The sequence below is a fragment of the Aliiglaciecola sp. LCG003 genome (assembly GCF_030316135.1).
Lineage (GTDB): Bacteria > Pseudomonadota > Gammaproteobacteria > Enterobacterales > Alteromonadaceae > Aliiglaciecola.
On the sequence record NZ_CP128185.1, the window covers coordinates 3,732,561 to 3,759,381 of the forward strand.

General features: G+C 44.3%; 21 protein-coding genes and 1 pseudogene. 11 read left to right on the forward strand and 11 right to left on the reverse strand.

Annotated elements, in window-relative coordinates; all coding sequences use genetic code 11:
• Positions 1 to 24: 24 nt before the first annotated feature.
• Together QR722_RS16255 and QR722_RS16260 are read left to right on the forward strand one after the other, a co-directional pair.
• Positions 25 to 822: a DMT family transporter gene (locus QR722_RS16255; protein WP_353506888.1), complete on the forward strand. Its 798-nt coding sequence runs from the start codon at positions 25 to 27 to the stop codon at positions 820 to 822.
• 167 nt (positions 823 to 989) lie between these two features.
• Positions 990 to 1,898: a DUF2608 domain-containing protein gene (locus QR722_RS16260; protein WP_286283993.1), complete on the forward strand. Its 909-nt coding sequence runs from the start codon at positions 990 to 992 to the stop codon at positions 1,896 to 1,898.
• A gap of 546 nt (positions 1,899 to 2,444) precedes the next feature.
• Here the strand turns inward: QR722_RS16260 and QR722_RS16265 are convergent.
• Entirely contained in the window at positions 2,445 to 2,888 is a 444-nt protein-coding gene (locus QR722_RS16265) for an AMP-binding enzyme (RefSeq protein ID WP_286287710.1), read from the reverse strand.
• A gap of 159 nt (positions 2,889 to 3,047) precedes the next feature.
• Positions 3,048 to 3,683: pseudogene (locus tag QR722_RS16270) on the reverse strand (AMP-binding protein); the annotation flags it as partial.
• 395 nt (positions 3,684 to 4,078) lie between these two features.
• On the opposite strand from QR722_RS16270, the gene QR722_RS16275 reads away from it, so the two are divergent.
• Positions 4,079 to 5,251: a GAF domain-containing sensor histidine kinase gene (locus QR722_RS16275; RefSeq protein WP_286283994.1), complete on the forward strand. Its 1,173-nt coding sequence runs from the start codon at positions 4,079 to 4,081 to the stop codon at positions 5,249 to 5,251.
• 532 nt (positions 5,252 to 5,783) lie between these two features.
• On the opposite strand, the gene QR722_RS16280 is transcribed toward QR722_RS16275, so the two are convergent.
• The 6 genes from QR722_RS16280 to QR722_RS16305 form a co-directional block, all read right to left on the reverse strand.
• On the reverse strand, positions 5,784 to 7,016 hold the full coding sequence (locus QR722_RS16280) for a sensor histidine kinase (RefSeq protein WP_286283995.1): 1,233 nt from the start codon (positions 7,014 to 7,016) through the stop codon (positions 5,784 to 5,786).
• Positions 7,016 to 7,720, reverse strand: coding sequence for a response regulator transcription factor (locus tag QR722_RS16285; RefSeq protein WP_502872440.1), 705 nt, complete (start codon positions 7,718 to 7,720; stop codon positions 7,016 to 7,018). The genes QR722_RS16280 and QR722_RS16285 overlap by 1 nt, the downstream gene beginning before the upstream one ends.
• A gap of 10 nt (positions 7,721 to 7,730) precedes the next feature.
• Positions 7,731 to 10,115: a TonB-dependent receptor gene (locus tag QR722_RS16290; protein WP_286283996.1), complete on the reverse strand. Its 2,385-nt coding sequence runs from the start codon at positions 10,113 to 10,115 to the stop codon at positions 7,731 to 7,733.
• Between the two features lie 476 nt (positions 10,116 to 10,591).
• A complete protein-coding gene (gene arcB, locus QR722_RS16295; protein ID WP_286283997.1) occupies positions 10,592 to 12,940 on the reverse strand; it encodes an aerobic respiration two-component sensor histidine kinase ArcB in 2,349 nt (782 codons plus the stop codon).
• A gap of 187 nt (positions 12,941 to 13,127) precedes the next feature.
• Positions 13,128 to 13,964, reverse strand: a complete 837-nt coding sequence (locus tag QR722_RS16300) for an N-acetylmuramoyl-L-alanine amidase (protein WP_286283998.1) — start codon at positions 13,962 to 13,964, stop codon at positions 13,128 to 13,130.
• A 9-nt stretch (positions 13,965 to 13,973) separates the two neighbouring features.
• Positions 13,974 to 14,471, reverse strand: a complete 498-nt coding sequence (locus QR722_RS16305; RefSeq protein ID WP_286283999.1) for a 3TM-type holin — start codon at positions 14,469 to 14,471, stop codon at positions 13,974 to 13,976.
• A gap of 604 nt (positions 14,472 to 15,075) precedes the next feature.
• Here QR722_RS16305 and gltB point away from each other — a divergent pair.
• On the forward strand, positions 15,076 to 19,542 hold the full coding sequence (gene gltB / locus QR722_RS16310) for a glutamate synthase large subunit (RefSeq protein ID WP_286284000.1): 4,467 nt from the start codon (positions 15,076 to 15,078) through the stop codon (positions 19,540 to 19,542).
• A gap of 16 nt (positions 19,543 to 19,558) precedes the next feature.
• Positions 19,559 to 20,974, forward strand: a complete 1,416-nt coding sequence (locus QR722_RS16315) for a glutamate synthase small subunit GltD family protein (RefSeq protein WP_286284001.1) — start codon at positions 19,559 to 19,561, stop codon at positions 20,972 to 20,974.
• A gap of 87 nt (positions 20,975 to 21,061) precedes the next feature.
• Here the strand turns inward: QR722_RS16315 and QR722_RS16320 are convergent, their stop codons facing one another.
• Together QR722_RS16320 and QR722_RS16325 are read right to left on the reverse strand one after the other, a co-directional pair.
• Positions 21,062 to 21,718 (reverse strand): DsbA family oxidoreductase, encoded by a 657-nt coding sequence (locus tag QR722_RS16320; protein ID WP_286284002.1) that lies wholly within the window; start codon positions 21,716 to 21,718, stop codon positions 21,062 to 21,064.
• 57 nt (positions 21,719 to 21,775) lie between these two features.
• A complete protein-coding gene (locus QR722_RS16325; RefSeq protein WP_286284003.1) occupies positions 21,776 to 22,306 on the reverse strand; it encodes a DUF2937 family protein in 531 nt (176 codons plus the stop codon).
• Between the two features lie 106 nt (positions 22,307 to 22,412).
• Here QR722_RS16325 and QR722_RS16330 point away from each other — a divergent pair, with 106 nt between their 5' ends.
• Entirely contained in the window at positions 22,413 to 22,796 is a 384-nt protein-coding gene (locus tag QR722_RS16330) for a hypothetical protein (RefSeq protein ID WP_286284005.1), read from the forward strand.
• 21 nt (positions 22,797 to 22,817) lie between these two features.
• On the opposite strand, the gene QR722_RS16335 is transcribed toward QR722_RS16330, so the two are convergent.
• Positions 22,818 to 23,135: a Bor family protein gene (locus QR722_RS16335; protein WP_286284006.1), complete on the reverse strand. Its 318-nt coding sequence runs from the start codon at positions 23,133 to 23,135 to the stop codon at positions 22,818 to 22,820.
• 206 nt (positions 23,136 to 23,341) lie between these two features.
• On the opposite strand from QR722_RS16335, the gene QR722_RS16340 reads away from it, so the two are divergent.
• The 5 genes from QR722_RS16340 to QR722_RS16360 all read left to right on the forward strand — a co-directional run bounded on the left by QR722_RS16340 (position 23,342) and on the right by QR722_RS16360 (position 26,813).
• Positions 23,342 to 23,935, forward strand: a complete 594-nt coding sequence (locus QR722_RS16340; RefSeq protein WP_286284007.1) for a DUF2726 domain-containing protein — start codon at positions 23,342 to 23,344, stop codon at positions 23,933 to 23,935.
• Between the two features lie 140 nt (positions 23,936 to 24,075).
• Positions 24,076 to 24,783, forward strand: a complete 708-nt coding sequence (locus QR722_RS16345; protein ID WP_286284008.1) for a 5'-methylthioadenosine/adenosylhomocysteine nucleosidase — start codon at positions 24,076 to 24,078, stop codon at positions 24,781 to 24,783.
• 7 nt (positions 24,784 to 24,790) lie between these two features.
• Positions 24,791 to 25,756, forward strand: a complete 966-nt coding sequence (locus tag QR722_RS16350; protein WP_286284009.1) for a cobalamin biosynthesis protein CobD/CbiB — start codon at positions 24,791 to 24,793, stop codon at positions 25,754 to 25,756.
• 194 nt (positions 25,757 to 25,950) lie between these two features.
• Entirely contained in the window at positions 25,951 to 26,361 is a 411-nt protein-coding gene (locus tag QR722_RS16355; protein WP_286284010.1) for a rhodanese-like domain-containing protein, read from the forward strand.
• Entirely contained in the window at positions 26,358 to 26,813 is a 456-nt protein-coding gene (locus QR722_RS16360; protein WP_286284011.1) for a hypothetical protein, read from the forward strand. Before QR722_RS16355 ends, QR722_RS16360 begins: the two co-directional genes overlap by 4 nt.
• Positions 26,814 to 26,821 lie beyond the last annotated feature (8 nt).

Genomic DNA, 26,821 nt, shown 5'->3' on the forward strand with positions numbered 1-26,821 from the left:
CTGATTGCTTTTGCTGGCAATTCATTGCTGTGCAGACTGGCATTAGCTAACCATACTATCGATGCCACCAGCTTCACCTTAATCCGCTTAGTTTCTGGCGCCTTAATCCTCAGCACTATTCTGTTTACCCGCCAAAGTAACAATACCGTTTTTCATTCAGGTAGTTGGCTGTCAGCATTGGCTTTGTTTATCTACGCTGCGGGTTTTTCCTATGGATACATTGATTTAGACACAGGAACAGGTGCCCTGGTGCTATTTACATGTGTGCAGATCACCATGATAGTAGTGGGAATCCTCCGTGGGCAACATCCGACAAAGCTTGAATGGCTTGGCTTACTTAGCGCCTTTGCTGGCTTTATTTACTTAATTTCGCCGGGGGTAACAGCACCATCTTTATCCGGTGTGTTGCTAATGAGCTTGGCAGGAATGGCTTGGGGTTGGTACTCACTGTTAGGGGCTAAATCTGCCACACCATTACAAGATACAGCTGCCAATTTTGTTAAAGCATCACTATTATCGGTGATGTTAGTACCTATACTATTCGTCCATTCTCAAATTCAACTTGAGGGAGTCGTGTACGCCATCCTATCAGGCACACTGACATCTGGTATTGGTTATGCCATTTGGTATCAGGTGCTACCCTATTTGCGCGCTAATATTGCCGCGGTATGTCAATTAAGTGTACCGATTATTGCAGCTCTGGGCGGCATTTTACTGCTGAACGAAACATTTTCTATTAGGTTGTTAGTCGCCTCGATTAGCATTCTAGGCGGAATAATTTTGGTGATCAAAGCCAAGCAATTTACTAAATCAAAGACATAATCAGAGAGCATTGATTTTTCACTAATGTTTTCGTTGTAATTTTTTTGAGACCTTTCAAAAGAATGAGTGACAACATCCTGATGCTACAGGGTCGACTTGGTGACTTATTATGCCGATAATAGTTTTCTTAGCCTGATTCTTTACTAAACATTTTTACGGGAATAATTTTGAAACTTAACCTATCCAGCTACTTACCCATAGTCTTCTCTACTTTGTTTATTTCATCTTGTGCGGTAGTCAGTCAAGATGCTCAGCTTAATCCTGTTGCCACTAGGGTGGTCAAACAAGAAACACTCACCTTTGCAGATGTAGTATCTGAAACCACTGAGTTAAGCCGCCAGTATGGTGCTAAAAACGTGTTAATTGTGATGGATATTGATAATACCATACTGACAAGTAGCACAGATTTAGGCAGTGATGTTTGGTATCAATGGCAAACGGGTAAGCTTGATGTTAAACCCTCTCCAGCGCAAAAAGTCAGTTGTTTATTTGAAGATTCAATTGGTTTGCTATACGAATTATCACCGATGAGATTAACCGAAGATAGGCTAAATAGTACCATCGTGAATTGGCAAAACACGGGACATACGCTAGTTGCACTAACCTCTCGAGCGCCTCAGTATCGCGCTGCCACCGAGCGCGAATTAATCCGTAATCAAGTTAACTTATCCGCCAGTGCGCTAGTACCACTTGGGCAAGATACGCTGATATTTAGAGAAATGAAGGGCCGAGAACTCAGCTATATGCAAGGGGTTATGATGACATCAGGGATGAATAAAGGCGAAATGTTGCAATACCTGTTAGACAAAGCTGATAGAGAATTTGCAGCTATCGTGTTTGTCGACGATTCGAAAAAGAATATTGATGATGTCTACCGTGCGTATAAAGATGCCATGGATCTAGATATGCGTATTTTTCATTACACTCGAATAGAAGACCTACGGGAAAAAGAATTTGGTAAAGTGTTAACTCAAGAGCAGGCAGATAATATGGCGCAGCAATGGCAACAATTAAACACTACCTTGCAGCAGCTATTCCCTGCGAGGAAACTAGCTCAAGGTTGCTTGACGCTTTAACTTGACGACCTTGCGCCAAGACCCAAACACAATAATCACAGATAGAGCAAAGTGAGTTTGCTCTATCTTCTCCCTCACCCCAACAGTCCAGTTATAACTGCCAGTTCCAAACACCTACCTTATGTTTTCGCAGTTAAAAAAAGACGCTTTGTATTTGTTTCAGTTGATCAGCAACCCAACATGGTTGACGCAAAAAAAGTCAAAATAAATAAAATTACTTTGTGCATTCCCAACGTTCCCTGATTCCATTATTGGTCAATGATAACCTAACGTCATGAAAGTCTGCTAATCGTCTCTATCAAAAGGGTCAGAGTAAAAAGCCTAAGTTTTAGCACATTAACATGGATCTCCCTGTAATTGCGGTAAGGCGATTTGAGATGGCAACTAACTTTGCTGTAAGTCATTATTACCAACATTTTTCTGATACACCAGAGCGGGTAATGCAAAGGCGCAGGCTCTCGTGTTTCCAATTAGTGCATTTAGGTACGCAACTCTTGCGATGCGCGCCGTTATTGCCCATTCTGATGGCTCGGCTTCAGCCAATGCCTAGCTCGTGACCGTCGCTTCGAACAGATAGGCATCCAACAAATCCTGAAGTCGTGTTGCGTCTTTTTGCTGAGCGTCGGAGAGTTTGACGTCGACGCGCATTCCTCGTGGACCGCCGACGGTCACTGTGACGTTGCCGGTAAATTTGTTCTTAGTGAGGATGGTGTCGACGGCGCGCTTGACCGCGTTGCGACGAAGCGTCGGTTTGAAAATCTTGCCCACCGCCGTGACTGGGATCGAGTCAACAATGTGGATGTGTTTGGGCCACGCGGGCCGCTCGCTGATCTCGGTTTCGGCAAACGCTCGAAGTTCGTCTTCGGTGGTGGTCATGTTTGGGAGAAGCTGGATGTAACAGATTGGCAGCTCGCCAGTGTACACGTCGGGCATCCCCACAGCCGCGGCAACCGCCACCGCTGGGTGGCGCTGAAGGGTGTTTTCGATCATCAAAGGATCGATGTTGTGCCCGCTGCGAATGATGAGATCCTTCGACCGCCCCGCGATGTAAATCCTGCCCTCGGAGTCGGTGTAGGCAAGGTCGCCACTGTTAAGTGCGCCGTCGCTTAAGGTCCCTTCGTTTTGTTCAGTGTTCCGATAGCTAGGTGAGACCGTTGGCCCGGCAATGGTCAGCACGCCGATTTCACCAACTTCGCATACCTCACCGAGTGTGCCATCGTCTACGAGGCGGCGAACAGTTACCATAGTATATGGGAGACGCAAACCCACCGAACCGGCGCCGCTTTGGCTTTGGAACGGATTGCAGGAGATGAGACCTGATGCCTCGGTCATGCCGAAGATCTCCTTCAGTTGTATGCCGGTGATAGTCTCGTACTTTTCACGTACTGAGACAGGTAGCGATGATGCACCAGTGAGCCCACTTCGGAGTGAACTGATGTCTGCCTCGTCGACAGGAACCTGGATGATCGCAGCGATTGACGTAGGCACGCCACCGGCGACCGTGACGCCAAATCGTTGACAGATCCGCCAGAAATTGGTGACCATCGCGGGATTGCGCAGCCCAGATGGCGACATGAGAATTACTTCGGTTGCGGCGATAAATGTGCTGATACCGATTAGGATCGTACCTGCGACATGAAACATTGGAAGCGTGCCGGTCACGACATCGGCAGGCTCGAGGTTCATTAACGCGGCACAGCCGGATGCAGCAGTGAGCTGCCCCTCGTGGTTGTGAGCGGCAAGTTTCGGCACTCCTGTTGTGCCCCCAGTATGGAAGTACGCTGCAGCGTCAGTCCCCCTTCTTTTGGCTCATTTAAATCAAGGACACCTATACTATAAAAAAGTCAAAATCCCCATTCAATATGCTTATCAGCACTACTTCTTGATGATACTATTACAGATTCAGGGTAATACTGTGTAGTTAGTGGCTAATCACAAGTACCCTGCTAATCAAATAAATTGCAGTTCAGTTTTCCACATCTATAACCGCGAGCCTAGAACGCTTTTGGGTGAAGTCAGATGCTTAGTGTCAGTGAGTAATGTTAAAAAATTACGTTTAGTTGCCTTTTGTTTTATCTAAATTATTTCAAAACTTAAAGGCACTCCTGCGACAAATGAAATACAAAATATCTCAGTCGCCAATCGTTAAAGTGCCTAAGAGTGCTAATCAAAGAGTATTTATGAACTCGTTAATCGAAAAAGATATCCGTACCATTCAGTCCATAGAGGCTGTTCCTTTTATAATGAAGATGTTATCGGATGCTACAGGGCTGCGCTTCATATGTATTGCCCGAGTAACTGATTCAAAATGGACTACTTGCGCGGTGTTAGATTTAGTTAACTTTAATCTCAACCCCGGTGACCAGCTCGATATAGATACTACTTTTTGTAATCAGGTTCGAAAGTCGACACAACCAATCATCATTGAGCACGCTCAAAACGATGGGCATTACAGCCAAAGTCCAATTCCCACTATGTACGGGTTTGAAAGTTACTTTTCTTTCCCTATTTATAGTAAAGATGGCAACTTTTTCGGCACAATATGTGGTTTAGATCCTTTACCCGCAAAATTAAAAACCTCTGAAATTGAACTTAAAATCAAATCATTTGCTGAATTAATTTCTAGGCAGATTACGGCTGACGAAAGACTAAATATTGCGGAGTCTGAATTGTTCAACGAACAGGCAGCCGCCAAGTTGCGAGAGCAATATATTGCGATTCTAGGTCACGATTTAAGAACCCCATTGTCTGCCCTTACGATGGGTGTCAGTTTTTTAAAAGAGCAGGTAAAAGATGAAACCTCTCAAAAAATACTCGCTCGAATGGACAATAGTGCAAACAGAATGAAGCGTCTGATTAGTGATGTTATGGACTTGACCCATGGAAAAATGGGCAATGGCATTGAATTGAAAGTAAAGCCGGTTAGCAATCTGCAAGAAATTCTAATTCATACTGTTTCTGAACTGTCTGGATTACATCCACAGCGAGCTATCCAAACCAGTATCAAAATAGAGGGTTCGTTTAATTGTGATCCTGAGCGACTTACTCAATTGCTGTCTAATCTATTAATAAATGCCATTGTGCACGGCGATCCACAACAAATAGTTGAAGTTAAATCAACTATCGAGCACGGCATTTTCTCATTAAGTGTTAGTAACGGAGGCGCGCCAATAAGTCCTGAAACGATTGATAAACTATTTCAGCCCTTTTGGCGAAACGAAAGCAATAAACAAACCGGAGGCTTGGGTTTGGGCTTGTTCATTGCGTCGCAAATAACCGCAGCACACAACGGCACACTAACCGTGAATTCAGATGAAAGCAGAACGGTTTTTACTTTTCAGGCAACACTTTAAATGTTAGCCATTGACACAAAATAGTTTGATTTTTGAATTTCTTAATACCTGATTATTTATATCAATGCTAATTAGTAAGAGTTGTATAAAACACCTTCAAAGTACCTCGATAACTCCACTAACAATGGCTGTTTTCAATCCCTAAGCCAATAATTTTGATAATAGCCAGAAAAGCTATGAGCGTTTTCCCCGTTCCGGCTAGTCAGTTGTTGGGCAGCTCAGTGCTAGAAGGTGACATTAGCACCCTAACACCGCTATGAGTGCTGTTAGCAGAAAGCAGACATAACGCCCAGCAGATTTACTTCGGTTTCTTAGTGAAAAGGGCCTACAGACATAGGGGAAGATCTCTAGTAGTGCGGTATGGGAGCCAAAACTACGTGAACCTATTTATACAACAATTAGATGCAAAGATATGAATATAATGCAGACTTTCACATATTTAGCGAGACGAGGAAGATACACGCTTCTTTCGCATCCCTAACTTAATCACTTTATACTCTGCTAATTAGACCAATACGGTGATCTGCCGTCGTCACCACGAAAGACGGGTGATTACGCGCACCTCATCAGTGAGCAGCGAAAACGACCAGCCATTGCGCTCACATAGCCGTTGAACAATACCGAGACCCAGACCATAACCGTTAGACGATGCCACCTTGGTCGGTGGGTACCTCTCATCAGCTTCACTGCTCACCTGATTGGTGACTAATAGCTCGTGCTCTTTGATACGAATTGTGATCGGGCCCTGTCCGTCGAGGGTGTGTTCGAACGCATTTCGCACTAGATTGTTGACCGCGATAGAAAAAGCCTGTGAATGACCGTATATTCTGGGTTTTGCAAGATATTCTATTTCAATATCGATGAACTTACCACTCAGTAGGTAACGGTGCTGATCTATGGCCTTTTTCACCAGCGGTATGACTAGAAACAGCTCGTCATACAACCCATCGTCGGTTTCGCGAGCGAGACACAAGAACATTTCAACAGTGGTATTCATATCAAGTGTCGCACGTCTCATTCGATCTACAGACTTAATATCGGTCGGTGACAGATCGCTTTCTTCTAATAGCTCAATTGCACCAGTTATCACGGTAATTGGGGTGCGCAACTCATGACTCGCTGAATTGGTAAAGTACCGCTCTCTTACAATAAATGCGCTGATACGCTCAAGTGTCTTCTCAATAGTCCCCGCGAGCATACCAACCTCATCATCACCAAACTGACTAGATTTTATACGTTTATAATCTTCGGCCGATAGATTTTCTAGGTCGAGGTCCGCAACCGCCTTAGCGAGTTGAACCACAGGGGCTACCGCTCTGCGCATTACAATAACTCCAAGCCCAAAACCGAGAGCACCTAGCGTTCCCACAACACCGGTAATTGCGAGCAGTAACCACCAATCCTCTGACGATGCAGCCTCAATCCCAGCAACGTCGAAAACAACAAAGGCAGTTCGCTGTTCATTGTCGGAAGGTATTACCGCGACATGTAACTCTTCGGTATCGAATTCGTAAAATCCTTCAGCGGGGTTGGTTTGTGCCCATTCCCTGAGTGATTCCGGCAAGTTAGCAACCTCATCGTATCCACGAAGGTTCATCGAAAGAGAAGGATAGTTTTCGACAGCTCGCTCTAGCTGATGCACCAGTACACGGTCTTCGCTCAACCTTATCGCAGAGAAGAAAGCGAATCCCCAGACGATACTGAGCACTACAACACACATTCCAAATGCAAATGCGACACGCTTGCGCAAACTATGTCGGTACATTACTGAGGATCCTCTGCAATTCGGTACCCAATGCGATGCACTGTATGAATTAGCGGGCTTTCAAACGGCCTTTCGACAGCCTTTCGCAGTTTGTACAAATGTGAGCGAAGCGCATCGCCATCAGGGCGGTCATCAGCCCACAACAACGTCTCGAGATCATCGCGAGTCACAACAGACGGCGACTCTTCCATCAATCGCTGAAGCAGTTTCATGCCAGCAGGGTTGAGATCGACGCGACGCCCAGCTCGATAAACTTCCAGCGTGGACCGGTTCATAGTCAGATCACCAACAGTTAACAGTTTGTTAGTTTTTCCTCGACTACGTTTGTTCAGTACCTGTAGTCGCGCATGTAGCTCCTGCAATGCGAATGGCTTGACCAAATAGTCGTCGGCTCCCGCCTTGAATCCCTCAAGTTTATCGTTAAGCGTGTCTCTCGCCGTTAGCATAAGCACGGGAGTATCTTGTTTGGCATCAGCTCGCAGTTTTTGGCAGAAACTCAGGCCATCCATCCCCGGAAGCATCAGATCCAGCACTATAACGTCAAACGGATTCGTCAACGCCAGGTGCATCGCGCTAATACCGTCATAGGCAAAGTCCAATATATAGCTATGCTTTTCAAGATACGCGGCAATGTTCGCACAAATGTCGCGGTTATCTTCGACAATCAACGCTCTAATCGGCGCGGCACTCAGTGCATTTTCCATCTGCTGCTCCTTACCAAGCGTAATCCAGACGTAGTCCAATAAGCGGCTCTGCTTCGCTCTCGTCTTTAACTTCAACGCCTCGGCGGTAGTCAAACTCGTTGTCGTCACTCGATGAAGCTGCCGTTACGTTGATGACATCAAGAAAGGCGGTTACATCTATGGGGCCAAATGCGCGCCGATAGTCAACGCGAACGTTCAACAAACTGGAACCGCTTTTGCGACCGACATTGCGCTCAATGATCTCTTTCGAGTAGCGCAGAGGTTGTTCTGACCCCAACACGTCTGGGTGAATAATAAACTCGTCGTCTGGTCTGCCGGAAAGATATTTGTATCGCCCTGCGACCTTCCAACGGTCGCTTATTTCCCAGGTCAAACCGAGTGTAGCGACATGCTCGCGACTAAACTCAGCTGCAACATCACCGCGACCGTCTTTGCGGTCGACCACGGCATCGTTGTAAGAGTAAGTTGCGGTAGCGTAAAGGCCTTCGAAGACCGTGCCGTTGACAACGATATCGACGCCATACGATATGCCCTCACCAATGTTGGCAAAGGTTCCACTTGCCCGATCAAGGTCTACCACTAGGTCGTCGAGGTTTTGATAATAAGCCTCTGTTAATACTGACCAATTGTAGTTCGGAAAATACTTTAAACCGACACTACTATGTATGATTTTTTCGGTCTTAAGGTCATTTGACTCGTTAGCTGCAAGCTCTAAATACCGTGGCGACTGATGAAAGATGCCGGCGGTTGCGAAATATCTAATCGTTTTACTCGGCTGCCAGTTGACGCTGAACCTAGGCGCCGCGAAGCTTTCATTGGCAAAACCGTCCCGTTCTATCCTCACGCCGGTGCCAAAATCCCAATCACCGAATTCAAACACTTGATCTACGTAGCCGGCATAGCTCGTTTCTTTCTGACGTATTGAGGAGTTGATGTTTTCCGGAGTCAGCACAATAAAACGCTGATCTGGGTCTGCTCTATAATCATCTTCATCGTAGGTAAATCGGTTCCAATCGCCATCTAACACAGTGTTATAGTCTAGTTCAATTTGTGTAACTCGAACACCGGCATTGAACATCCCCCACTGATTCACTGTCTCAAAGTCGCTTCGCCAGCCGGTCTCCGTTTCATTTTCACCAATGGTAATGATGTCCTCCCTCACCGGAAAACTAGACGCAGGCGATCCTGCTGCTACAAGATCAGGAAAAGCTTCACCCTCTGAGCTAATCTTGTCGCTTGAGCGGTAGTAAACCTTGTTTGTCCAGACAGCTTCTTCACCGATCAATGATCGCAATGTCAAACCGTATAAATCACTATCTTGTTCAGAATCTTGCAGCGCAGCATCTTCGAAATTAGGCGATGCGAAAACGTGTGTCACGTCGCGAGTATAGTCCTCGTGCGTGTCCATAAGTAGAATTTCAAATGTGTTATTTTGATTGATTGGTATGACCGACTTTACGATGACATCTCTTAACACAGGCTCCCCAATGTCTAGTTCATCGATAGTTTCAAACAAAGCGCCGAAGTCTAGTCGTCGAGCAGAAACGAGCATCGTTGCGTCTTCAGTGATACCGATTGGACCGTCGTAACCAATTTCATAGCCTGCTAGGTCGTAGCGGAAACTTGCTGAAGGGCTTGGATTGCCATCGGCGACTTCCAGTTTGAGTAACGATGCTGCCCGGCCACCATAAGCCGCACCCCACCCTCCCGGTGAGAACTCTGCTCCGCGAATAACGTTCGGTGCGAAAATGGAGAAGCGGCCACCACCACCGACATCTTCCTCTTCTCCCAGTGTCGCATCAAAGTGCACCGCTTTATCAAAGGGAAAGCCGTCAATTAGCAACAAATTATCTCTTGGGCCACGGCCGCGTACACTAAAGCTTGCGAATTCACTGGCAGATGCCAGGCCTGGCAATCCATCCAATGAGAGGAGCGGATCTGCACCACCGCCTACAGCACTTCGCAATGCTTCTCTGTCGAGATATGTGCTGGAAGCTGAAGCAGTTACATCAGCTTGCTGCCCTCGAACCTCCACTACTTCAATTGTGTTCTCTCTAAGTTCGAATTCTATCTTTATATTTTTGCGCGTAACCACGCGTATGCTTGGCTCATACAATGAAGCGAACCCGATTTTGGCTACGTTTACCGAGTAGAGTCCAGGGTCTAGTTGTTCAATAACAATGCGACCTCGTTCGTCGGTTTGAAAGGTTTGCGTGAAAGTCGTTTCCCGATCCTTTATCGTGATCTGCACACTTGACAGTGGCCGGTCACTATTCTGATCTTTGACTATCACAGTCAGCGCACCGGGTTCCTCTGCGGCATGGGCAAAAAATGGATAGCTAATCAGAAGCGCCGACAGACTCAACCACGATGCCATTATCAAATGTCTGCTCATATTGCTATCCCTCCAAGAGTTAACCACGATGCCTTTTTAAATTGCGTGCTCATATTGCTATCCTCCAAAATCGACCGTATTTATTGATGTAACGCAGGGAGTCTAGCAAAGCCAATGTGACTAAAATGTCGCTGAAATGTGAACACTACATCAGAGACTGATGCCTAAAGCAGGCTCATCTTGAGGAAATTACCGGTAAAAATTTACAACAACCAAATTGGCACAAATTTGTCATTCAAACCAAACAACGTGAACGTCTGCTTTTTCAGTAAGGCGAGCTTCACAGCTAATTAATCGTTTTACTGGTTATCGCTCATAACCGACTGTCAGGCTAGGTCGAAATCCAATTTAAAAGTCATCAGATTGAGTTAGAGCAGCAGCTCTCAAGAGCTGCTGATTTTGGCGGGAATATAGCGTTTTAAGGCAAGTATAATTAATTTAGACCATGTAACAGGTGTTGAACGAGCTCGCACAGATTAGTCGTCGATATTTTGTAAGTTCAGCCAGTCTTGCACTTTAATCAAGTCTTGGCGTTCTGCCATTTCCAGTTCTTCAACCCAATCGTGCACGTTTTCCCACCATGTAGGGTGGTCCCCCTGTTGGATCCGATTAGCAATTTTCTGCACTCGCGCCAAGCCTACAGAGCCAGCAGCGCCTTTTATCTTATGGGCTTGTGAGCAGACTTCGTCTTTTTCATTAGCACTGAGACTAATCTTAAGGATTTCCATATAATCAGGCATGTTCTCTTGAAATACACCGATGCTGGTTCTAACCATTTCATGCCCTATGGTATCCACTAACATTTGCAGTAAATCAATATCCAAAAAGGCTTCCATGTCACTGTTTTTGGCTTCTTCAACTGAAAATTGCGGAAGGGGCTTTTGCTCGCTAAATAACTGATTGAACACTTCAATAACACGGCTCTTTTTGATTGGCTTTGCAATCACATCATCCATACCGTTATTTAAATACTCCTGACGAGTTTTAATTACATTAGCGGTAAGTGCGACTATGGAAGTTTGCTCAACCAATCCCTCTTCATGTAGCACGCTTGCAACGTTAAAGCCGTTCATATCAGGCAGTTGAATATCCAGTAAAATAAGGTCATATTGATTGTTTCTAGCCATATTTAACGCTTCTTGGCCGGTCATGGCTACCTCGACCTTTTGGCCTAGTTTTTCTAGCAAGGCTTTAGCTACCATCACGTTGAGCTCAATGTCTTCAACCAACAGTATATTTAAATCATGAACATGCAATTCTTCCAACTGCAGGGGTTTGTTATTGATAGTTAATGGCAACTCGACGGTAAAGCAGGTTCCTTCACCCACCACACTGTTGACTTTGATTTCACCATTCATCATTTTGACCATCTGCTTACAAATTGCTAAACCAATACCGGTTCCCGTGGCAGATTGATGGTCAGGATGATTAACCTGATAATACATTGCAAAAATGTTTGATAATTCTTCTTTCGGAATGCCCACACCAGTATCGCGAATAATAAACTTGACCATACTAACGCCAGGTTGGTCAGCATTGTGCGCTTCAACCGTCAGACTGACTTTGCCTTTTTGGGTGAATTTAATTGAGTTAAACAGCAGGTTCCATAAAACTTGGCGCAAGCGGGTGCCATCGGCCTCAACCTGGAAAGGTACGGGCTCAATTATTTCGGTTTCAAAGCGCAGGCCTTTGTCGGCCGCAAGCAGTTGAATGATACTGCTCAATTCATTAGTAAATTCTTTTAACGAAACGGTTTTGAGAGATAACTCCAATCTGTCCCTATCAAGTTTATCCAAATCAATAATGTCATTGAATATATTCCCTAGGGTGATCGCACTAGCGTAAATGGTACTTACCCAACTAAATTGTTCATCAGACAATTTGGTATCTCTAAGCATGCGGCTCAGACCGACAATACCATTTAACGGCGTACGCAACTCATGGCTGATAGTAGCAATAAAAGCGGTTTTGTCTTTGTTGGCTTTGGTTACCGCATTTTCCGCCTGCTTACGCTCGGTAATATCCCGACCAAAAGCTAACAAACCTAGTCGAGTGCCGTCTTTATCATAGAAGGGGACTTTGCGCATTTCGAAGTATCTGCGTCTGCCATCAGCAAAGCGCAGCCATAATTCTTCGGTAATGCTAGCATTGGTTTCCAATACTTCGTGGTCACTGGCAACCACTTGTCTAGCCAAGTCTTCATCATAGACTTGATGGGGAGTTAGGCCAATAAGCTGCTCTTCCGTTTTACCTGTCATTTGCTCAGCAACACGATTGCATCCGGCAAACTGCCCCTCTTCATTACGGTAATAAATCAGGTCGGGGGAGGCATCAATAATAGAGCGTAGCAAGGTGGAAAGACGTTTGGCTTGCAGTTCTTGCTCAGATTTATCGGCTATTTCACGCTCCAAATCTTGGAACACAGCTTCTCGTTCGAGTTGCGCTACTTTGCGTTGTTCAATCTCATGATTGAGTTTTTTGATATTACTTTGTAACTCATGGTTTAGCAGCACATCGGCTTCGCGTAATTTTTCTAACTGTTTCACCGCTGCGGTTAAATTGGCGCGGGATTGCTCTAGTTGTTTAACCAATTCGGTAAAGATAAATAACACCCAAGGCGCGCTAAGCATAGTTAGAATGATAGCGCTGACAAAATCTTCTATTTCCACTTCGCCATTTAATGCCATACGCAATGCGTAAGATCCGCCAATAGTAAATGCTAAGGTCAGCAACACAAATAAGATACTAGTTTTGAGTGTACCGAAGCGCTGAACAAACTGTGCTACACGGATTGCCCAAGAATCTATCGGGGCGTTAGACTGCATATTTAATCATCTCAGAAATGGTTGATGCCTAATGCTACCAAGAAAAGTGCTCTTGGGTGAATGTTAATCTGCCCTAACGCTCATAAAAATCGTTGATAATTGAATCATTTAATCTTATCCGGAGATTCCATCACCACAACAACCTTCAGTCTACCATAGACTAAATAAAGGCTTAAAATCGGTGTTGTTACTCTTCTTTGAGATAACGTCCATTTACCCAACCGGTCTGGCTAAATTCGATTTGCGACCACTCACCCTGCTTCTGTAATACCTTGACTTTATCACCACTAACCAGCGGCTTAGCTACCACCATAAAATCAGTGCCCGGACCACTACGAATATTCAGTTTACTAGCCAAAACGATTTTTTGTCGATGGAGTTCAAGTTCATTAATCGAGCCATCATCTGATCGATCGGCCTTGATACACATGCGCAATTTATCTAAGGGAAATGCTGGCCCAGGGTCGGTTTTGCGCCCGGGAGCAATTTCTTCATGACCTACGATTTCCCCAATGGCGTAGACCTCATGAAGTAAATTACAAATTTCGAAGGTTTTTTCTATCTGCAATTCAGTATATTCATGCCAAAAACTCGGGCTGGACTGATTACGGTGAATACCTTTGTACACTTCACTCGCTTCATAATGGCGATTAAACCAAGATGTATATTGCCCCGCTTGATTGCGCTTCAGTTCACCAGCATTGTCTAGTTCTATGCCAATCGAATATTGATTAAGTCCACTGCGCCCTCGCCATTGGCTATCACCAGCATGCCAAGCAATGGTATCGAATGGCACCAATTGTGTTACTTGACCTTCACGGCCAATCACTAGATGGGCAGAAGCTTTAGCACTTTCGCTACATAGATGGTCAATTGAAGATTGAAAACTACTGCCTGCGGTGAAATGAATGACTATGGTATCAGCTCTACCGGCGGCGAAAACATTGCCATGATTAGGTGACGCTTTAAAGCGGCAGCCACCACCGGATAGGCGATGCTGTTTAATTGTAGTCGTTGTGGCCATGTTAAACCCTTAACCTGCAGCCGAATCATCTTCGAGTAATGACACACGCTTAGTTCCCGTCAAAGCCTTAGTGACACTATTTCCGGCTCCTGCTTTTTCAAAGCTACGTCCTACCGCCCAGGTTGCAACAATACCGCCCCACGCAGCCCAAAATTCTGTTGGCAATGGGAAGGGTTTGGGTTCATTGCCAGAGAGCAGCCCCATTAGAGGCACGACAAAATAATTTAATCCGATCATGCCTAATCCAAAATACACCACCGAAGGTCTGGCGCGCTTAGTATAAGTATCACCTTGGGCAAGTTCAGCTACTAAGATCCTTTCTTTGGCCTCTAAATTTCGCCGAATAGTCTGTTCAACTTCTGATTCTCGGGCCGCTAGAACTTGACGAAGTTGCAGCTTAAATTTTTGCTTCTCTTCTCCGGATAAATGAAATTCATCAATAACATCCCCTACTCGCTCGATAACCTCAGTCGCGCCGCCTGAAAATAGTGTATTAAACCAGCCCATAATTAATCCTTTAGTTATTGTTGTATGCTATAAAGCAAGACTCCCCTACAATGTTAGACTATTTTTTATACAGCGCAGGCATATCACCGAAAACCAGCAGTAAAAGTTCGATACTCAAGTCATGGGAACAGCTCACACACTAAGATATATGCAGAAATTATAAATATTTATGCAAAAGACCAGTTACGTTCTTGACCATTTGTTCCAGTTTTATTTGTTTTTGAAACCTATTATTAACAACTTTTTTATAAATAATCATTTAGCACTAGGTTATAACCAAATTATAGATTGGGAACCTAAATCAATGAAAATAAAGTATTAATTGTATATTTTATTTTTTTTAGACTAAAAAGCTGAAGATATACTATAAGCGATAATTGATTTCTATCAGCAATGTCGGTATTTTGTCAGGCCGCTTGGCTAAAAAGACATAAAAATTCGATAACCGGCTGGTATCCTCAAACTAACGACAAGAAAAACAATAATGATAAGCGTTGGGTGAAGCTGACCACAGAAGTCAGATCCGACGCAGTACAGCAAAACAACCAACACAACGGTTGGCATACACGACCTTACCCGGCCTAAGGTTGAAGGAGTTACGTTAATGAGTTTGTATAATCCAAATGATTCAAAAGACAATTGTGGCTTTGGACTGATTGCCCATATAGAGGGTGAAGTTAGCCATAGGCTTGTGAGTACAGCAATTGAAGCCCTAGATCGCATGCAACATCGCGGCGGCATAGCCGCCGACGGTAAAACTGGCGATGGCTGTGGCTTGCTAATGCAGATGCCCGATGCTTTTTTTCGCAAAATCACAGAGGAAAATGGCTGGAAGCTGGGCAAAAAATACGGTGTGGGGATGATTTTCCTCAGCCATGATGAAGAAAAAGCCGAAATAGCCCGTCAAGCCTTAAATGAAGAGCTCAACAAAGAAACTCTTGCAGTTGTCGGCTGGCGGAAAGTCCCCGTTGATCAATCAGTACTAGGCGATTTGGCCGCTCAAGGTGTGCCGCAAATCGAACAAGTATTTGTGAACGCACCTCCTGGTTGGCGGAAACGAGATCTGGAGCGTCGTTTATTCATGGCCCGTCGTCGGGTAGAAAAGCGTCTTCAGGATGACAGTGAATTTTATATCGCGTGCTTATCCGCTTTGGTCACGATCTATAAAGGTCTGATCATGCCTAAGGACTTGCCTAATTTTTACCTTGATTTAGCGGACGAACGCTTGCAGTCAGCGATTTGCGTTTTCCATCAGCGTTTTTCCACCAACACCCTGCCCAAATGGCCTTTAGCACAACCGTTCAGATTTCTCGCTCATAATGGTGAAATAAACACCATTAGAGGGAATCGAGATTGGGCACAAGCCCGCTCCGGAAAATTTGTTACGCCACTATTACCAGATTTGCAGGATGCCGCTCCCTTTGTGAATAACGAGGGATCCGATTCATCATCCTTGGATAATATGCTCGAGTTATTTTTAGCAGGCGGCATGGATTTATTTAGAGCGATGCGTCTGTTAGTCCCACCGGCATATCAAAACAACAATACCATGGACGATGATCTGCGTGCGTTTTATGAGTTTAACTCTATGCATATGGAGCCTTGGGACGGGCCAGCGGGTATTGTTTTGACTAATGGTCGGCATGTAGCCTGTAACTTAGATAGGAATGGATTGCGTCCGGCCAGATACGTATTGACCAAAGATGGCTTGATAACCCTAGCCTCAGAAGTGGGTATATGGGATTACAAACCCGAAGATGTCATCGAAAAAGGCCGAGTAGGACCGGGTGAAATGTTTGCGGTTGATACCTATAACGGCAAAATTTGGCGCTCCAATGAAATTGACCAAGATCTAAAAGAACGTCACCCCTATAAAGAGTGGATCGATCAACACATTCAAAAGATTTTACCTATTGAACAATGTGATGCCAGCCAAATCGGTAAACGGGCTTTTGATAATGACACTATGGCGATTTACCATAAGCTGTTTAACTACAGTTATGAAGAAATCCAACAAATTGTAAAAGTGCTAGCCAGCGATGGTCAAGAAGCTGTGGGCTCCATGGGCGATGATACGCCTATGGCGGTGATGTCCTCCAAACAACGCACAGTGTATGACTATTTCAGACAACAGTTTGCTCAAGTGACTAATCCACCCATCGACTCCTTGCGTGAAAACCACGTTATGTCGTTGGCTACTTGTATTGGCCGAGAGCAAAATGTGTTCAGTGAAACATCAGGGTATGCGAATCGCGTATTGATCAACTCGCCGATCTTGATGTACACCGATCTTAAACAACTACGTGAATACGATTCAGAATATTATTATTCAGAAATAATTGATCTAAACTACATGCCAGAAGAAGGCTTAAAAAAAGCCATCGAACGTATTTGTAATGAAGCGGAATATTTAGTCAAACAAAAACATGCGGCCTTTGTGATTTTGTCAGACCGCAATATCAAACCTAATCGCTTACCGATCCCAGCAGCGATGGCCGTTGGTGCAGTGCAACGCAGATTAATTGATAAAGCACTGCGCTGTGATGCAAATATTGTGGTGGAAACGGCCTCGGCCCGCGACCCTCATCATTTTGCTGTACTTATTGGTTTAGGTGCCACCGCGATCTATCCCTTCATGGCATATGAAACCATTGAACAATTGGTTGAGAACGGCGAAATTGACATGTCTGCTATGCAAGCAACATTAAATTATCGTAAAGGAATCAACAAAGGTCTTTTCAAGATCATGTCGAAGATGGGAATAAGCACGGTCGCAAGTTACCGTAGCTCCAAATTATTCGAAGCCATAGGGATTAACAAAGACGTCACCGAGTTATGCTTCAAGGGTATCCCTAGTCGTATTCAAGGTGCTGGTTTTGATGATTTCGAGCAAGACCAAATCAATCTAAATAGAGTGGCCTGGTTGAAGCGCAAGTCATTATCTCACGGTGGACTGCTTAAGTTTGTCCATGGTGGTGAGTATCACGCTTATAATCCAGATGTGGTCACTAGCCTCCAAATTGCTGTGAAATCTGGTAAATATTCAGACTATCAAGTTTTTGCTGGACTGGTTAATGGTCGGTCTCCCGCTCACTTTAGAGATTTACTCGGCTTGAATCCAAGCAGTGATCCTATTGATATTAGTGAAGTTGAACCTGCAGAAAGTCTATTCCCAAGGTTTGATAGTGCGGCGATGTCTATCGGTGCACTTAGTCCAGAGGCTCACGAAGCATTGGCAATTGCGATGAACAGACTGGGTGGACAATCCAATTCTGGGGAAGGTGGCGAGGATCCTGCTCGTTTTAACACCGAAAAAAACTCTAAGATTAAACAGGTTGCCTCGGGACGATTTGGCGTGACACCACATTATTTGGTCAACGCAAACGTTATTCAAATTAAGGTTGCCCAGGGGGCCAAGCCCGGAGAAGGCGGCCAACTGCCAGGTGACAAAGTAAATAATTACATTGCTGAGTTACGCTACTCAGTGCCTGGTGTGACCCTTATTTCACCACCACCACATCATGATATATATTCTATTGAAGATTTAGCCCAGTTGATTTTCGATCTTAAGCAGGTCAATCCAAGTGCATTGATTTCGGTGAAACTAGTCTCAGAACCTGGTGTTGGAACCATAGCCACGGGTGTTGCTAAAGCATACGCTGATCTCATCACTATTTCGGGTTACGATGGCGGCACAGGCGCAAGTCCACTAACCTCAGTGAAATATGCCGGCAGTCCTTTCGAGCTAGGTTTGGCTGAGACCCAACAAGCCTTAGTTGAAAACGGCTTGAGACATAGGGTTCGCGTGCAAACAGATGGCGGTTTAAAAACCGGTCTAGATGTTGTCAAAGCCGGTATTTTAGGGGCTGAAAGTTTTGGTTTTGGTACTGGTCCTATGGTGGCATTAGGCTGTAAATATTTGCGAATTTGTCACTTGAACAACTGTGCGACTGGTGTAGCAACCCAGGATGAAAAGTTACGAGACAACTATTTTATTGGCTTACCTGAAATGGTGATGAATTATTTTAAATTCATCGCGCAAGAAGTCAGGGAGATTATGGCCTCTATTGGCATCGCAAGATTTGAAGATTTAGTCGGCCGTACTGAGTTACTTAAAGTTCTTGACGGTATTACTGCCCGTCAAAACAGGCTCGATCTATCGCCTATCTTGGCGAAACCCGAAGAAGGCAGCCATACTCGTCTATTCTGTTCCGAAACAACCAATGAGCCGCTGGATAAAGGTGTGTTGAACAAACAATTGTTGGAACAGTCCCAGCAAGCGATAAAAACAAAGTTGGGATTAAAATTGTCTTTCTCCATCCGCAACACTGACCGCTCAGTAGGCGCATCTGTGTCGGGAGAAATTGCTAAGCAACACGGCAATATGGGAATGCACGATCACCCGATCAAAGTTAGCTTAACCGGCACTGCAGGACAAAGTTTTGGAGTATGGAATGCCGGCGGCTTAGAAATGACCTTATGCGGCGATGCTAACGACTATGTTGGTAAAGGTATGGCTGGCGGCAAGCTAGTGATTCATCCGCCGCGTAATGTAACCTATGACCCTCACGTTAGTACTATTATGGGTAACACCTGTCTTTATGGCGCTACTGGTGGAAAGCTATTTGCTTCTGGTCGGGCCGGAGAGCGCTTCGGTGTGCGTAATTCTGGTGCTATAGCGGTTGTGGAAGGGATCGGCGACAACGGTTGTGAATATATGACCGGCGGTATCGTTGCGGTTCTAGGCAGCGTAGGAGTTAACTTTGGTGCAGGTATGACAGGCGGTTTCGCTTACCTTTACGATGAACATCAAGATATCGTAAATCGAGTCAATCCTGAATTATTAGATATTCTACCAATAGAAGACAAAGGTATTTTATCAGAACATCTTCGCGGGTTAATCAATAAACATTATGAAGAAACCGGAAGTGAATTTGCTTTGACGTTATTAACCGAGTTTGCTGAACAACTGAAGAAATTCAGGCTCATTAAACCTAAAACCAGTGATGTTAAGAATCTGCTTGGCCATATCAGCCGTTCGACAGCAGAACTTCGCATTCAAGCTCAGTAATAGGTAGGGTTTAAATATGGCTAAAAATGTATACCAATTCGTAGATGTAGAGCGCATAGATCCGCCGAAAAAACCGATCATTATGCGTAAAGAGGATTTTGGCGAAATCTATCAACCTCTATCGCAATCTCAAACAGAAGGTCAGGCAGATCGCTGTCTGGATTGCGGCAATCCATATTGTGAGTGGAAATGCCCTGTGCATAACTATATCCCCCAATGGCTAAAGTTGGCCAATGAAGGGCGGATAATCGAAGCAGCTGAGTTATCACATAAGACTAATAGTTTGCCAGAAGTTTGCGGCAGAGTGTGTCCTCAAGATCGCTTATGTGAAGGCGCTTGTACCCTAAATGATGATTTTGGTGCCGTCACCATTGGCAGTATCGAAAAATACATTACCGACACTGCCTTTAAAATGGGCTGGCGGCCAGATATGTCTGGGGTGATTAAAACGGATAAGAAGGTCGCCATTGTCGGTGCAGGACCTGCAGGACTAGCCTGCGCTGATGTCTTGGTTAGAAACGGGGTAAAAGCTGTTGTTTATGATAAATATGAAGAAATCGGGGGCCTGTTAACATTTGGCATCCCTTCCTTTAAGTTGGAAAAAGATGTGATCAAACTGCGCCGGCAAATATTCACTGAAATGGGTATTGAGTTCGTGTTGAACACCGAAATTGGTAAAGATATCCCCTTCCAAAAACTATTGGATCAATACGATTCTGTCTTTTTGGGCATGGGAACTTATAAATCAATGCAAGGTGGGTTTGAAAACGAGCATGTGGATGGTGTGTATGACGCACTGCCGTTTTTGATTGCCAACACCAACCGTGTGATGGGTATCGAAAAAGATCCTGCAGATTACGTAGATATGAAAGATAAGCGCGTAGTGGTGTTGGGCGGCGGTGACACAACCATGGATTGCGTTCGCACCTCGATTCGTCAGAATGCAAAAAATGTAACTTGTGCATATCGTCGTGACGAGCAGAGTATGCCTGGTTCACGCCGAGAAGTGGTGAATGCCAAAGAAGAAGGCGTAGAGTTTCAGTTCAACTTGCAACCGCTAGATATTGCCGTTGACGAGTCTGGTAAAGCTTGTGGTGTAAAGGTGGTTAAAACTGAAATGGGTGAGCCGGATGCCCAAGGTAGAAGACGCCCTGTTGAAATCCCAGGTTCAGAGCATGTGCTTGAAGCCGATGCGGTGATCATTGCCTTTGGTTTCCAACCGAGCCCTGCAAGCTGGTTTGCTGATTTTGGGATTATTTTGGACGAGAAGGGTCGTGTAAGAGCGCCTTCTCAAGGTAAATTTCCTTTCCAAACCTCTAATCCTAAAATTTTCTCAGGCGGAGACATGGTCAGAGGCTCAGACCTAGTGGTAACGGCTATAGATGAAGGGCGCAGAGCAGCAGACGGTATACTAGACTATATCGGTATTTAGCCCTGATTAAAGCCTTGTGAGCGCACACAAAACCATGTCTGCAATTACATCGCAGGCATGGTTTTTTTCATTCTAATCAGCTGTTTTTTATCCCTCGTCGGCCTCTTTATTGGCGATTTCCTGCAATGCACTTTCAAATGTTTCGACCGGCTGCCCCCCGCTGATCAGATATTTTTTATTGATGATAAAAGCAGGCACAGAACTTATCCCCATTTTATGGTTATGTTGTTGTTCGGCACGAACGTGCTGAGAAAATTGATCTGAGCTCAATACCTGACGAGCGCTATCCACATCAAGACCAACAGCTGCAACAGTGTCCAGTAATTGTTGATGATCACTTGGATTGCCATTTTGCTTAAAATACAAATCAAACAACGCTAATTTCAGCTCTGTCTGTTTATGCTGCTCAGCGGCCCAATGCAATAACCGGTGAGCATCAAAGGTGTTATAAATTCTACCTCCACCTCGATTACCAAATTCATAGCCCACAGATAAGCCACGCTGCTTAATCATTTCGCGATTTTGCTGCGCTTGCTGCGATGAAATACCGTATTTCTGCGTAATGTGTTCGTTAATTTCCTGACCTTGGGGCGGCATATCGGGATTTAGCTCGAATGGATGCCAGGTTATAGATGCACTTAGTTGGTCGGAAAGATTAGCCAGCGCGCCTTGTAAACCTTTATAGCCGATGATGCACCATGGGCAAGATATATCTGAGACAATATCTATGCTTAAATTCTTCAATTTCACTCCTGATTGTTATCATTTACCCTGCCAAAACGCCAACGAGTATTGTTGTTGTTAATAAGAATCGCTATGTCTTAATTTTCTTACACTCCAGCGACATCCGCCAGAAACTGAATCTATAGTTAGCGCCATCAACATAGCTAAACTTAGCCCCCAAATTAGCGCAAATAGGTTAATCGGAACCGTATAAGAATACTCCTTAACCGTCTCGTCGAACAGGTTTCGATGGGGTTTAACAAAGACATGCCACGCCTGCTTGACCGGATGAGTCTGTAATTCGAGCCGTTCTTTTTGCAATGCTATGACCCTTGAATATATCCCTTCAATACTATTGGCGTCGTGATTAAACACCTTATCATCGCTCGCACGATAGTAGGCAATGAGCTTTTGTATATCCCCAGCGAAATATCGATTGGCGGTCCCTTGAAAGCCCGCTAGATTAAGCCGCGCTTCTAACAAATGGGCGTCTACGCGTTTTTCATATTGATCGATAAACGCCGGCACTTGTAAGCCAATCAACAAACCCAGTGCAAATATACAGAGTCGCAGGTAGCTTCCTATCACCTTGAGGATCCACGAGAACATACTTTTCCCCTTGTTTACATACCTTAAGCCGTGCATTAGTTATTGCTGGAAACCGGCACAACTTCTATAGTGTCTTAATTATTGTAGGTAAGACAGGTGATCTTTGGTGAAGTTTAATTTAAAACGAGATTGGAAAATAACAAGCTCATGTTTGTTGTATTTTGCGCTGTCAATCGCCAGCCAAGCTCAAGAGTCAGCTCAAACAGATTTGTCGGCTGTTTCCTGCCCTGCAGATTTCTATGCGATTCCGCTGTTCAAAGAAGCTCGTATGTGTCAGATTTTTGCTGAAGATTTGCCTGCAAGTATGACCTATCATGCCCAAGCAAATCAGCAAACCACCAGCGATTTTTATTTACAGCAACTGGGGCAGGCCCAAAGAATGGAGACCCACCAAGGACGCATACTTATGGCATATGATAATGACAATAAAATCATTATTATTTCCAAAGATGGTGGCGGAACTCAAGTGGATATATTAGTCAAATCATAGGCTCTTATCAGCATCTGTGAGCTAAGGCTTTGAATCAGCTTTGCTTGTTGAGCTTTTACAAAATATTTTTATGTCCCTAGGCGTGTAGATCCCATAGCTTAAGTAGCCCAATACGCCATTTAGGAAAGATTGTCGGACCTCAACTTTAATTATATTCTCCGCTCCAAAGCATATCTTTGCCGCATCTATTTGCTGTTCTTGAGCCACACCAGAGAAGAAAAAGTGCTGCATTTTATGGTAGTCTGGCCGATCTGCAATGCCATCATTGATTTTAAAAGATTGGGTGGCACAGCCCGCCAACAATACAACCCCGCCAAGCATGATAATTGATTTTCCCATGACCTTACCCCTAATGACCTGCTTTCAGGACGTTAAAAAACTAAAGGCTGATAATAGGCTCTGCTTCCCCGAAAAACTGTAAGGAAGTGTCCAAGGCTGTAGCGGACATTGGGTGTAACTGATCTACGGGAATGAATGGCACTGTCTTTGCAATCTTCAAGGTTACCCTAGTTAACGTCAATTTTTTGTCTATTCATGGAGTCTGTATGGAACTGGCTATAATACTAATGATGCTACTAATTGTAGTAGCTTTGGTCGCTTTGAAACTCAATGACAATGGGCTTTCTTTTCCGTTTAAGCGCAAGACGGCACTGCTGAGTCAAACAGAAGTCACTTTTTTGGATCTTATCGAGCGCGCAGTCGGCAGTAAATATCGAGTGCTGTGTCGAGTGAGGTTATCAGAAGTACTGTCTTTACGTCAAAATACTGACAAGCGAACGGCTAAAAGTGCCTTGCTGAAAGCCTCAAGCAGGCAGTTGGATTTCGTATTGTGCAATAAAGATGACATGAGTCCGGTGATCGCGGTTGATTTAGTCAACCCGAAAGGAAAAGAAGGTTATAAAACCCAACGAGATTGGTACGTAACCAGTGCCTTAGATGCTGCTCGTATTCCTCATCTGCGTATAAAGGTCAAAAATGGTTACACCGCCCAAGAGATAAAAGAATGTATCGATGGGAAATTAGGGCCAATTCAACGCAAGCAACCAAAGCCGTTGATGCCGGGCACTAATAATCCTGACAATCCACGGGCGGATAAACCCAAGCGTCCGATACGCTCTAGCCGTCCTGTGGCGGCTTAAATTAACTTTGTGCTAATTTGGTAGTGCCATTACAGGAATCGTTAAGTTGTAAGTTTCTGTATGGCATATGTGCGTCTTCACTCGCTATTTACGCCAGTAAATATTAAAATTCGCACAAATTTGATTTACGTATTATTTATATGAAAATAGCAATCTTAGGCGCCATGGATGAAGAAGTGGCATTATTGCAGGCATCACTTGAGAATGTTACCGTCTCCAAGCATGCTTCATTTACTTTTTATTCAGGTCAACTCCATGGCTCCGACATCACAGTAGTGAAATGTGGTATCGGCAAAGTTGCCGCTGCGGTTGCCACCACTATTTTGATTGATCGTTTCACACCTGATGTAGTGGTCAATACCGGTTCGGCAGGCGGATTTGATGCTGACTTAAATATTGGTGATCTGGTAATTGGCACACAGGTTCAACACCATGATGTTGATGTTACCCACTTTGGTTACGAACCCGGTCAGGTGGCTGGAATGCCAACCTTTTACGATTGCGAACCGACACTGATAGCAGCGGCAGAAACTGCAGCAAAAGAACTTAAACATATAAAAACCAAACGTGGTTTGATTTGTACCGGCGACTCCTTCATTGGCAGTGATGATGCCGCAGCTAGATTACGGGTGGCATTTCCTGACATGCGCGCAGTTGAAATGGAAGGAGCCGCAATTGGCCAAAGCTGCCATATGCTCAACATTCCTTTTGTAGTGATCCGTTCACTGTCGGATATTGCCGGTCAAACCTCAACGGTTTCATTCAAGTCTTATATAGAACAAGCAGCCAAAAACTCTGCCCAGTTAGTAATGGGGATGTTAGCCCAACTCGCTGACCATAGACGTTAATCATTAGATGTCATCGGTATTAAGTTGGCTTAGCGCATCAGGCTGGGAACCCTTTATTCTTGTCACCTTAGTGATAATGCTAGAGCGTGTGTTGCCATGGCAGGATAAATATCATCCATTAACGCTGTTTCGCCTGATAGCGCTAAACTTAGCCGCTAAAGTTAATCCAAATCAGCCTAGAAGTTCGATGCAACGGCAATTATCCGGCAGCTTGGCGATTATAGTGCTGCTTTTGCCGATGATAATCATTGTCGCCATTTCGTTATTTATTGCCCAGTACCCTATTTTTTTTGATGGCTTGATGCTCCTTATCGCGCTTCGATTCCAACCCATATTGATGCATTTTAAACTTGTTAAAAAATCGATTCGAGCCGAAAAAAAACAGCTCGCTCGACACCATTTGTCCTATTTAGTTTTACGTGAGACGGAAACCCTTTCACCGATGGGAATGGCTAAAGCGGCAATTGAAGCACTAGTTTTACGTTTCAACTATCAACAAGTTGGTATTGTTTTTTGGTATTTGATTGGCGGCGGATTAACTGCTCTATCTGTCCGCCTCATATATGAATTATCACAGTGCTGGAATATTAAATTACGTCGTTATCAAGATTTTGGGTTAGCGGCTGCCAGAATCAGTAAAATACTATTTTATCTTCCGTCTGGTATTTTTGCCGTTGTATTTAGTCTACTAAATGGTATCACTAGTGTGTTTAAAGCATTTAAACAGCGTCCCAACAATTTGCCCTTTCAGCATATGCTCAAGTTAGTTTTAGCTGGCAGTTTGGGTATCCAGTTAGGTGGTCCAGCGATTTATAAAGGCAATAAAGTTCGATACCCAAAAGTAGGCGCTGATCGGCAAGTGCGCTTTGGTGATATGGATCGCACTTTACATGCTGTAAACTTTGCCGTAATTACCCTATTAACCCTGATCGGTTTAACCTTTGCTTTAGTCATTAGCCTAACCTACACTTGAATCAAACAGTATGCAGTTTGTAACAGGTTGAAAGTATCGTGCAATTATTGTTCTGCGCTAAACGGGTCCCTTCAAATGTTAGCTATACAGTAGGTCAATTAATTACGAATATTGAGCATTTGTTATCAAAAAAATTATTTTGAATCTATTGCAAGATGTTAATTTTCTTTTCATTTCAAGCGTTAGGTAATTCAATGAAATTTCAGTTTATAAATACCTTGGTCATCTCCTTCTTGAGCCTTGCTAGCTGGTCCGTATTAGCCGATCAAGTGATAGATATTAATGCCGAACAACTGGCTAAACAAAGTGACGCTAACTGGCTGATCTTGGATGTACGCTCAGCCGAAGAATTCAGCGAAGGGCATGTCCCCAATGCGATAAACATCCCTCACACTGAGATTGAACAGAATATACCGCTACTGAGTACGCATAAAGATAAGCCGGTGGTAGTGTATTGTCGTTCAGGAGTGCGAGCAGCTAAAGCAACTAAGATCCTATTAGAATATGGATTCTCCGAGATAAAGCACTTGCAAGGAGACATGCAGGGTTGGCAACAGGACGGAAACACCATTGAGAAATCCGTTAACAGCATCGAGAAGCAATGAAAGTTTATTCGCGCAAGGACAAGTATGGCAGCTACCAGCTTAGTTATGAAAACAAATTAATGCATGCGGTTGTTACAGGTGCTGTGGGTGAAAGTTTAGCAAAACAATTTGCTAAAGACTTTACCGAGTTAGTCAACACAATCGATGTACCATTCTGGGGTTATGTAGGCGATATGACTGCATTGCAGGCTTATACAACTGAAGCTGAAGTATATGTCCTAGCGACCCATAATCTGGCGATGAAGTCTGGTAGCGTAATAGATACTTATTGTATTGGTACGGCAGTATCAAAGGCACAGCTAATCAGAATTCGTAAACAGTCTGGAATAGAAAGTGATCTTGAAGACCATTTGTATGGCAGCATAGATGAATGTGCCAAGGCTGCGTTATTCATCATTAACAAGCTCGAAAAAAAAAGGCGTATAATAAGCGATGAGGATTATGCAGTCTAATTACACAA

What these genes read in the sequence shown, in the direction of transcription:
- QR722_RS16265 (WP_286287710.1), bottom strand. Translation starts at nt 2,888, where the DNA reads ATGATCGAAAACACCCTTCAGCGCCACCCAGCGGTGGCGGTTGCCGCG.
- QR722_RS16275 (WP_286283994.1), top strand. Translation starts at nt 4,079, where the DNA reads ATGAACTCGTTAATCGAAAAAGATATCCGTACCATTCAGTCCATAGAG.
- QR722_RS16280 (WP_286283995.1), bottom strand. Translation starts at nt 7,016, where the DNA reads ATGTACCGACATAGTTTGCGCAAGCGTGTCGCATTTGCATTTGGAATG.
- QR722_RS16285 (WP_502872440.1), bottom strand. Translation starts at nt 7,720, where the DNA reads ATGGAAAATGCACTGAGTGCCGCGCCGATTAGAGCGTTGATTGTCGAA.
- QR722_RS16290 (WP_286283996.1), bottom strand. Translation starts at nt 10,115, where the DNA reads ATGAGCAGACATTTGATAATGGCATCGTGGTTGAGTCTGTCGGCGCTT.
- arcB (WP_286283997.1), bottom strand. Translation starts at nt 12,940, where the DNA reads ATGCAGTCTAACGCCCCGATAGATTCTTGGGCAATCCGTGTAGCACAG.
- QR722_RS16300 (WP_286283998.1), bottom strand. Translation starts at nt 13,964, where the DNA reads ATGGCCACAACGACTACAATTAAACAGCATCGCCTATCCGGTGGTGGC.
- QR722_RS16305 (WP_286283999.1), bottom strand. Translation starts at nt 14,471, where the DNA reads ATGGGCTGGTTTAATACACTATTTTCAGGCGGCGCGACTGAGGTTATC.
- gltB (WP_286284000.1), top strand. Translation starts at nt 15,076, where the DNA reads ATGAGTTTGTATAATCCAAATGATTCAAAAGACAATTGTGGCTTTGGA.
- QR722_RS16315 (WP_286284001.1), top strand. Translation starts at nt 19,559, where the DNA reads ATGGCTAAAAATGTATACCAATTCGTAGATGTAGAGCGCATAGATCCG.
- QR722_RS16325 (WP_286284003.1), bottom strand. Translation starts at nt 22,306, where the DNA reads ATGTTCTCGTGGATCCTCAAGGTGATAGGAAGCTACCTGCGACTCTGT.
- QR722_RS16335 (WP_286284006.1), bottom strand. Translation starts at nt 23,135, where the DNA reads ATGGGAAAATCAATTATCATGCTTGGCGGGGTTGTATTGTTGGCGGGC.
- QR722_RS16340 (WP_286284007.1), top strand. Translation starts at nt 23,342, where the DNA reads ATGGAACTGGCTATAATACTAATGATGCTACTAATTGTAGTAGCTTTG.
- QR722_RS16345 (WP_286284008.1), top strand. Translation starts at nt 24,076, where the DNA reads ATGAAAATAGCAATCTTAGGCGCCATGGATGAAGAAGTGGCATTATTG.
- QR722_RS16350 (WP_286284009.1), top strand. Translation starts at nt 24,791, where the DNA reads ATGTCATCGGTATTAAGTTGGCTTAGCGCATCAGGCTGGGAACCCTTT.
- QR722_RS16355 (WP_286284010.1), top strand. Translation starts at nt 25,951, where the DNA reads ATGAAATTTCAGTTTATAAATACCTTGGTCATCTCCTTCTTGAGCCTT.
- QR722_RS16360 (WP_286284011.1), top strand. Translation starts at nt 26,358, where the DNA reads ATGAAAGTTTATTCGCGCAAGGACAAGTATGGCAGCTACCAGCTTAGT.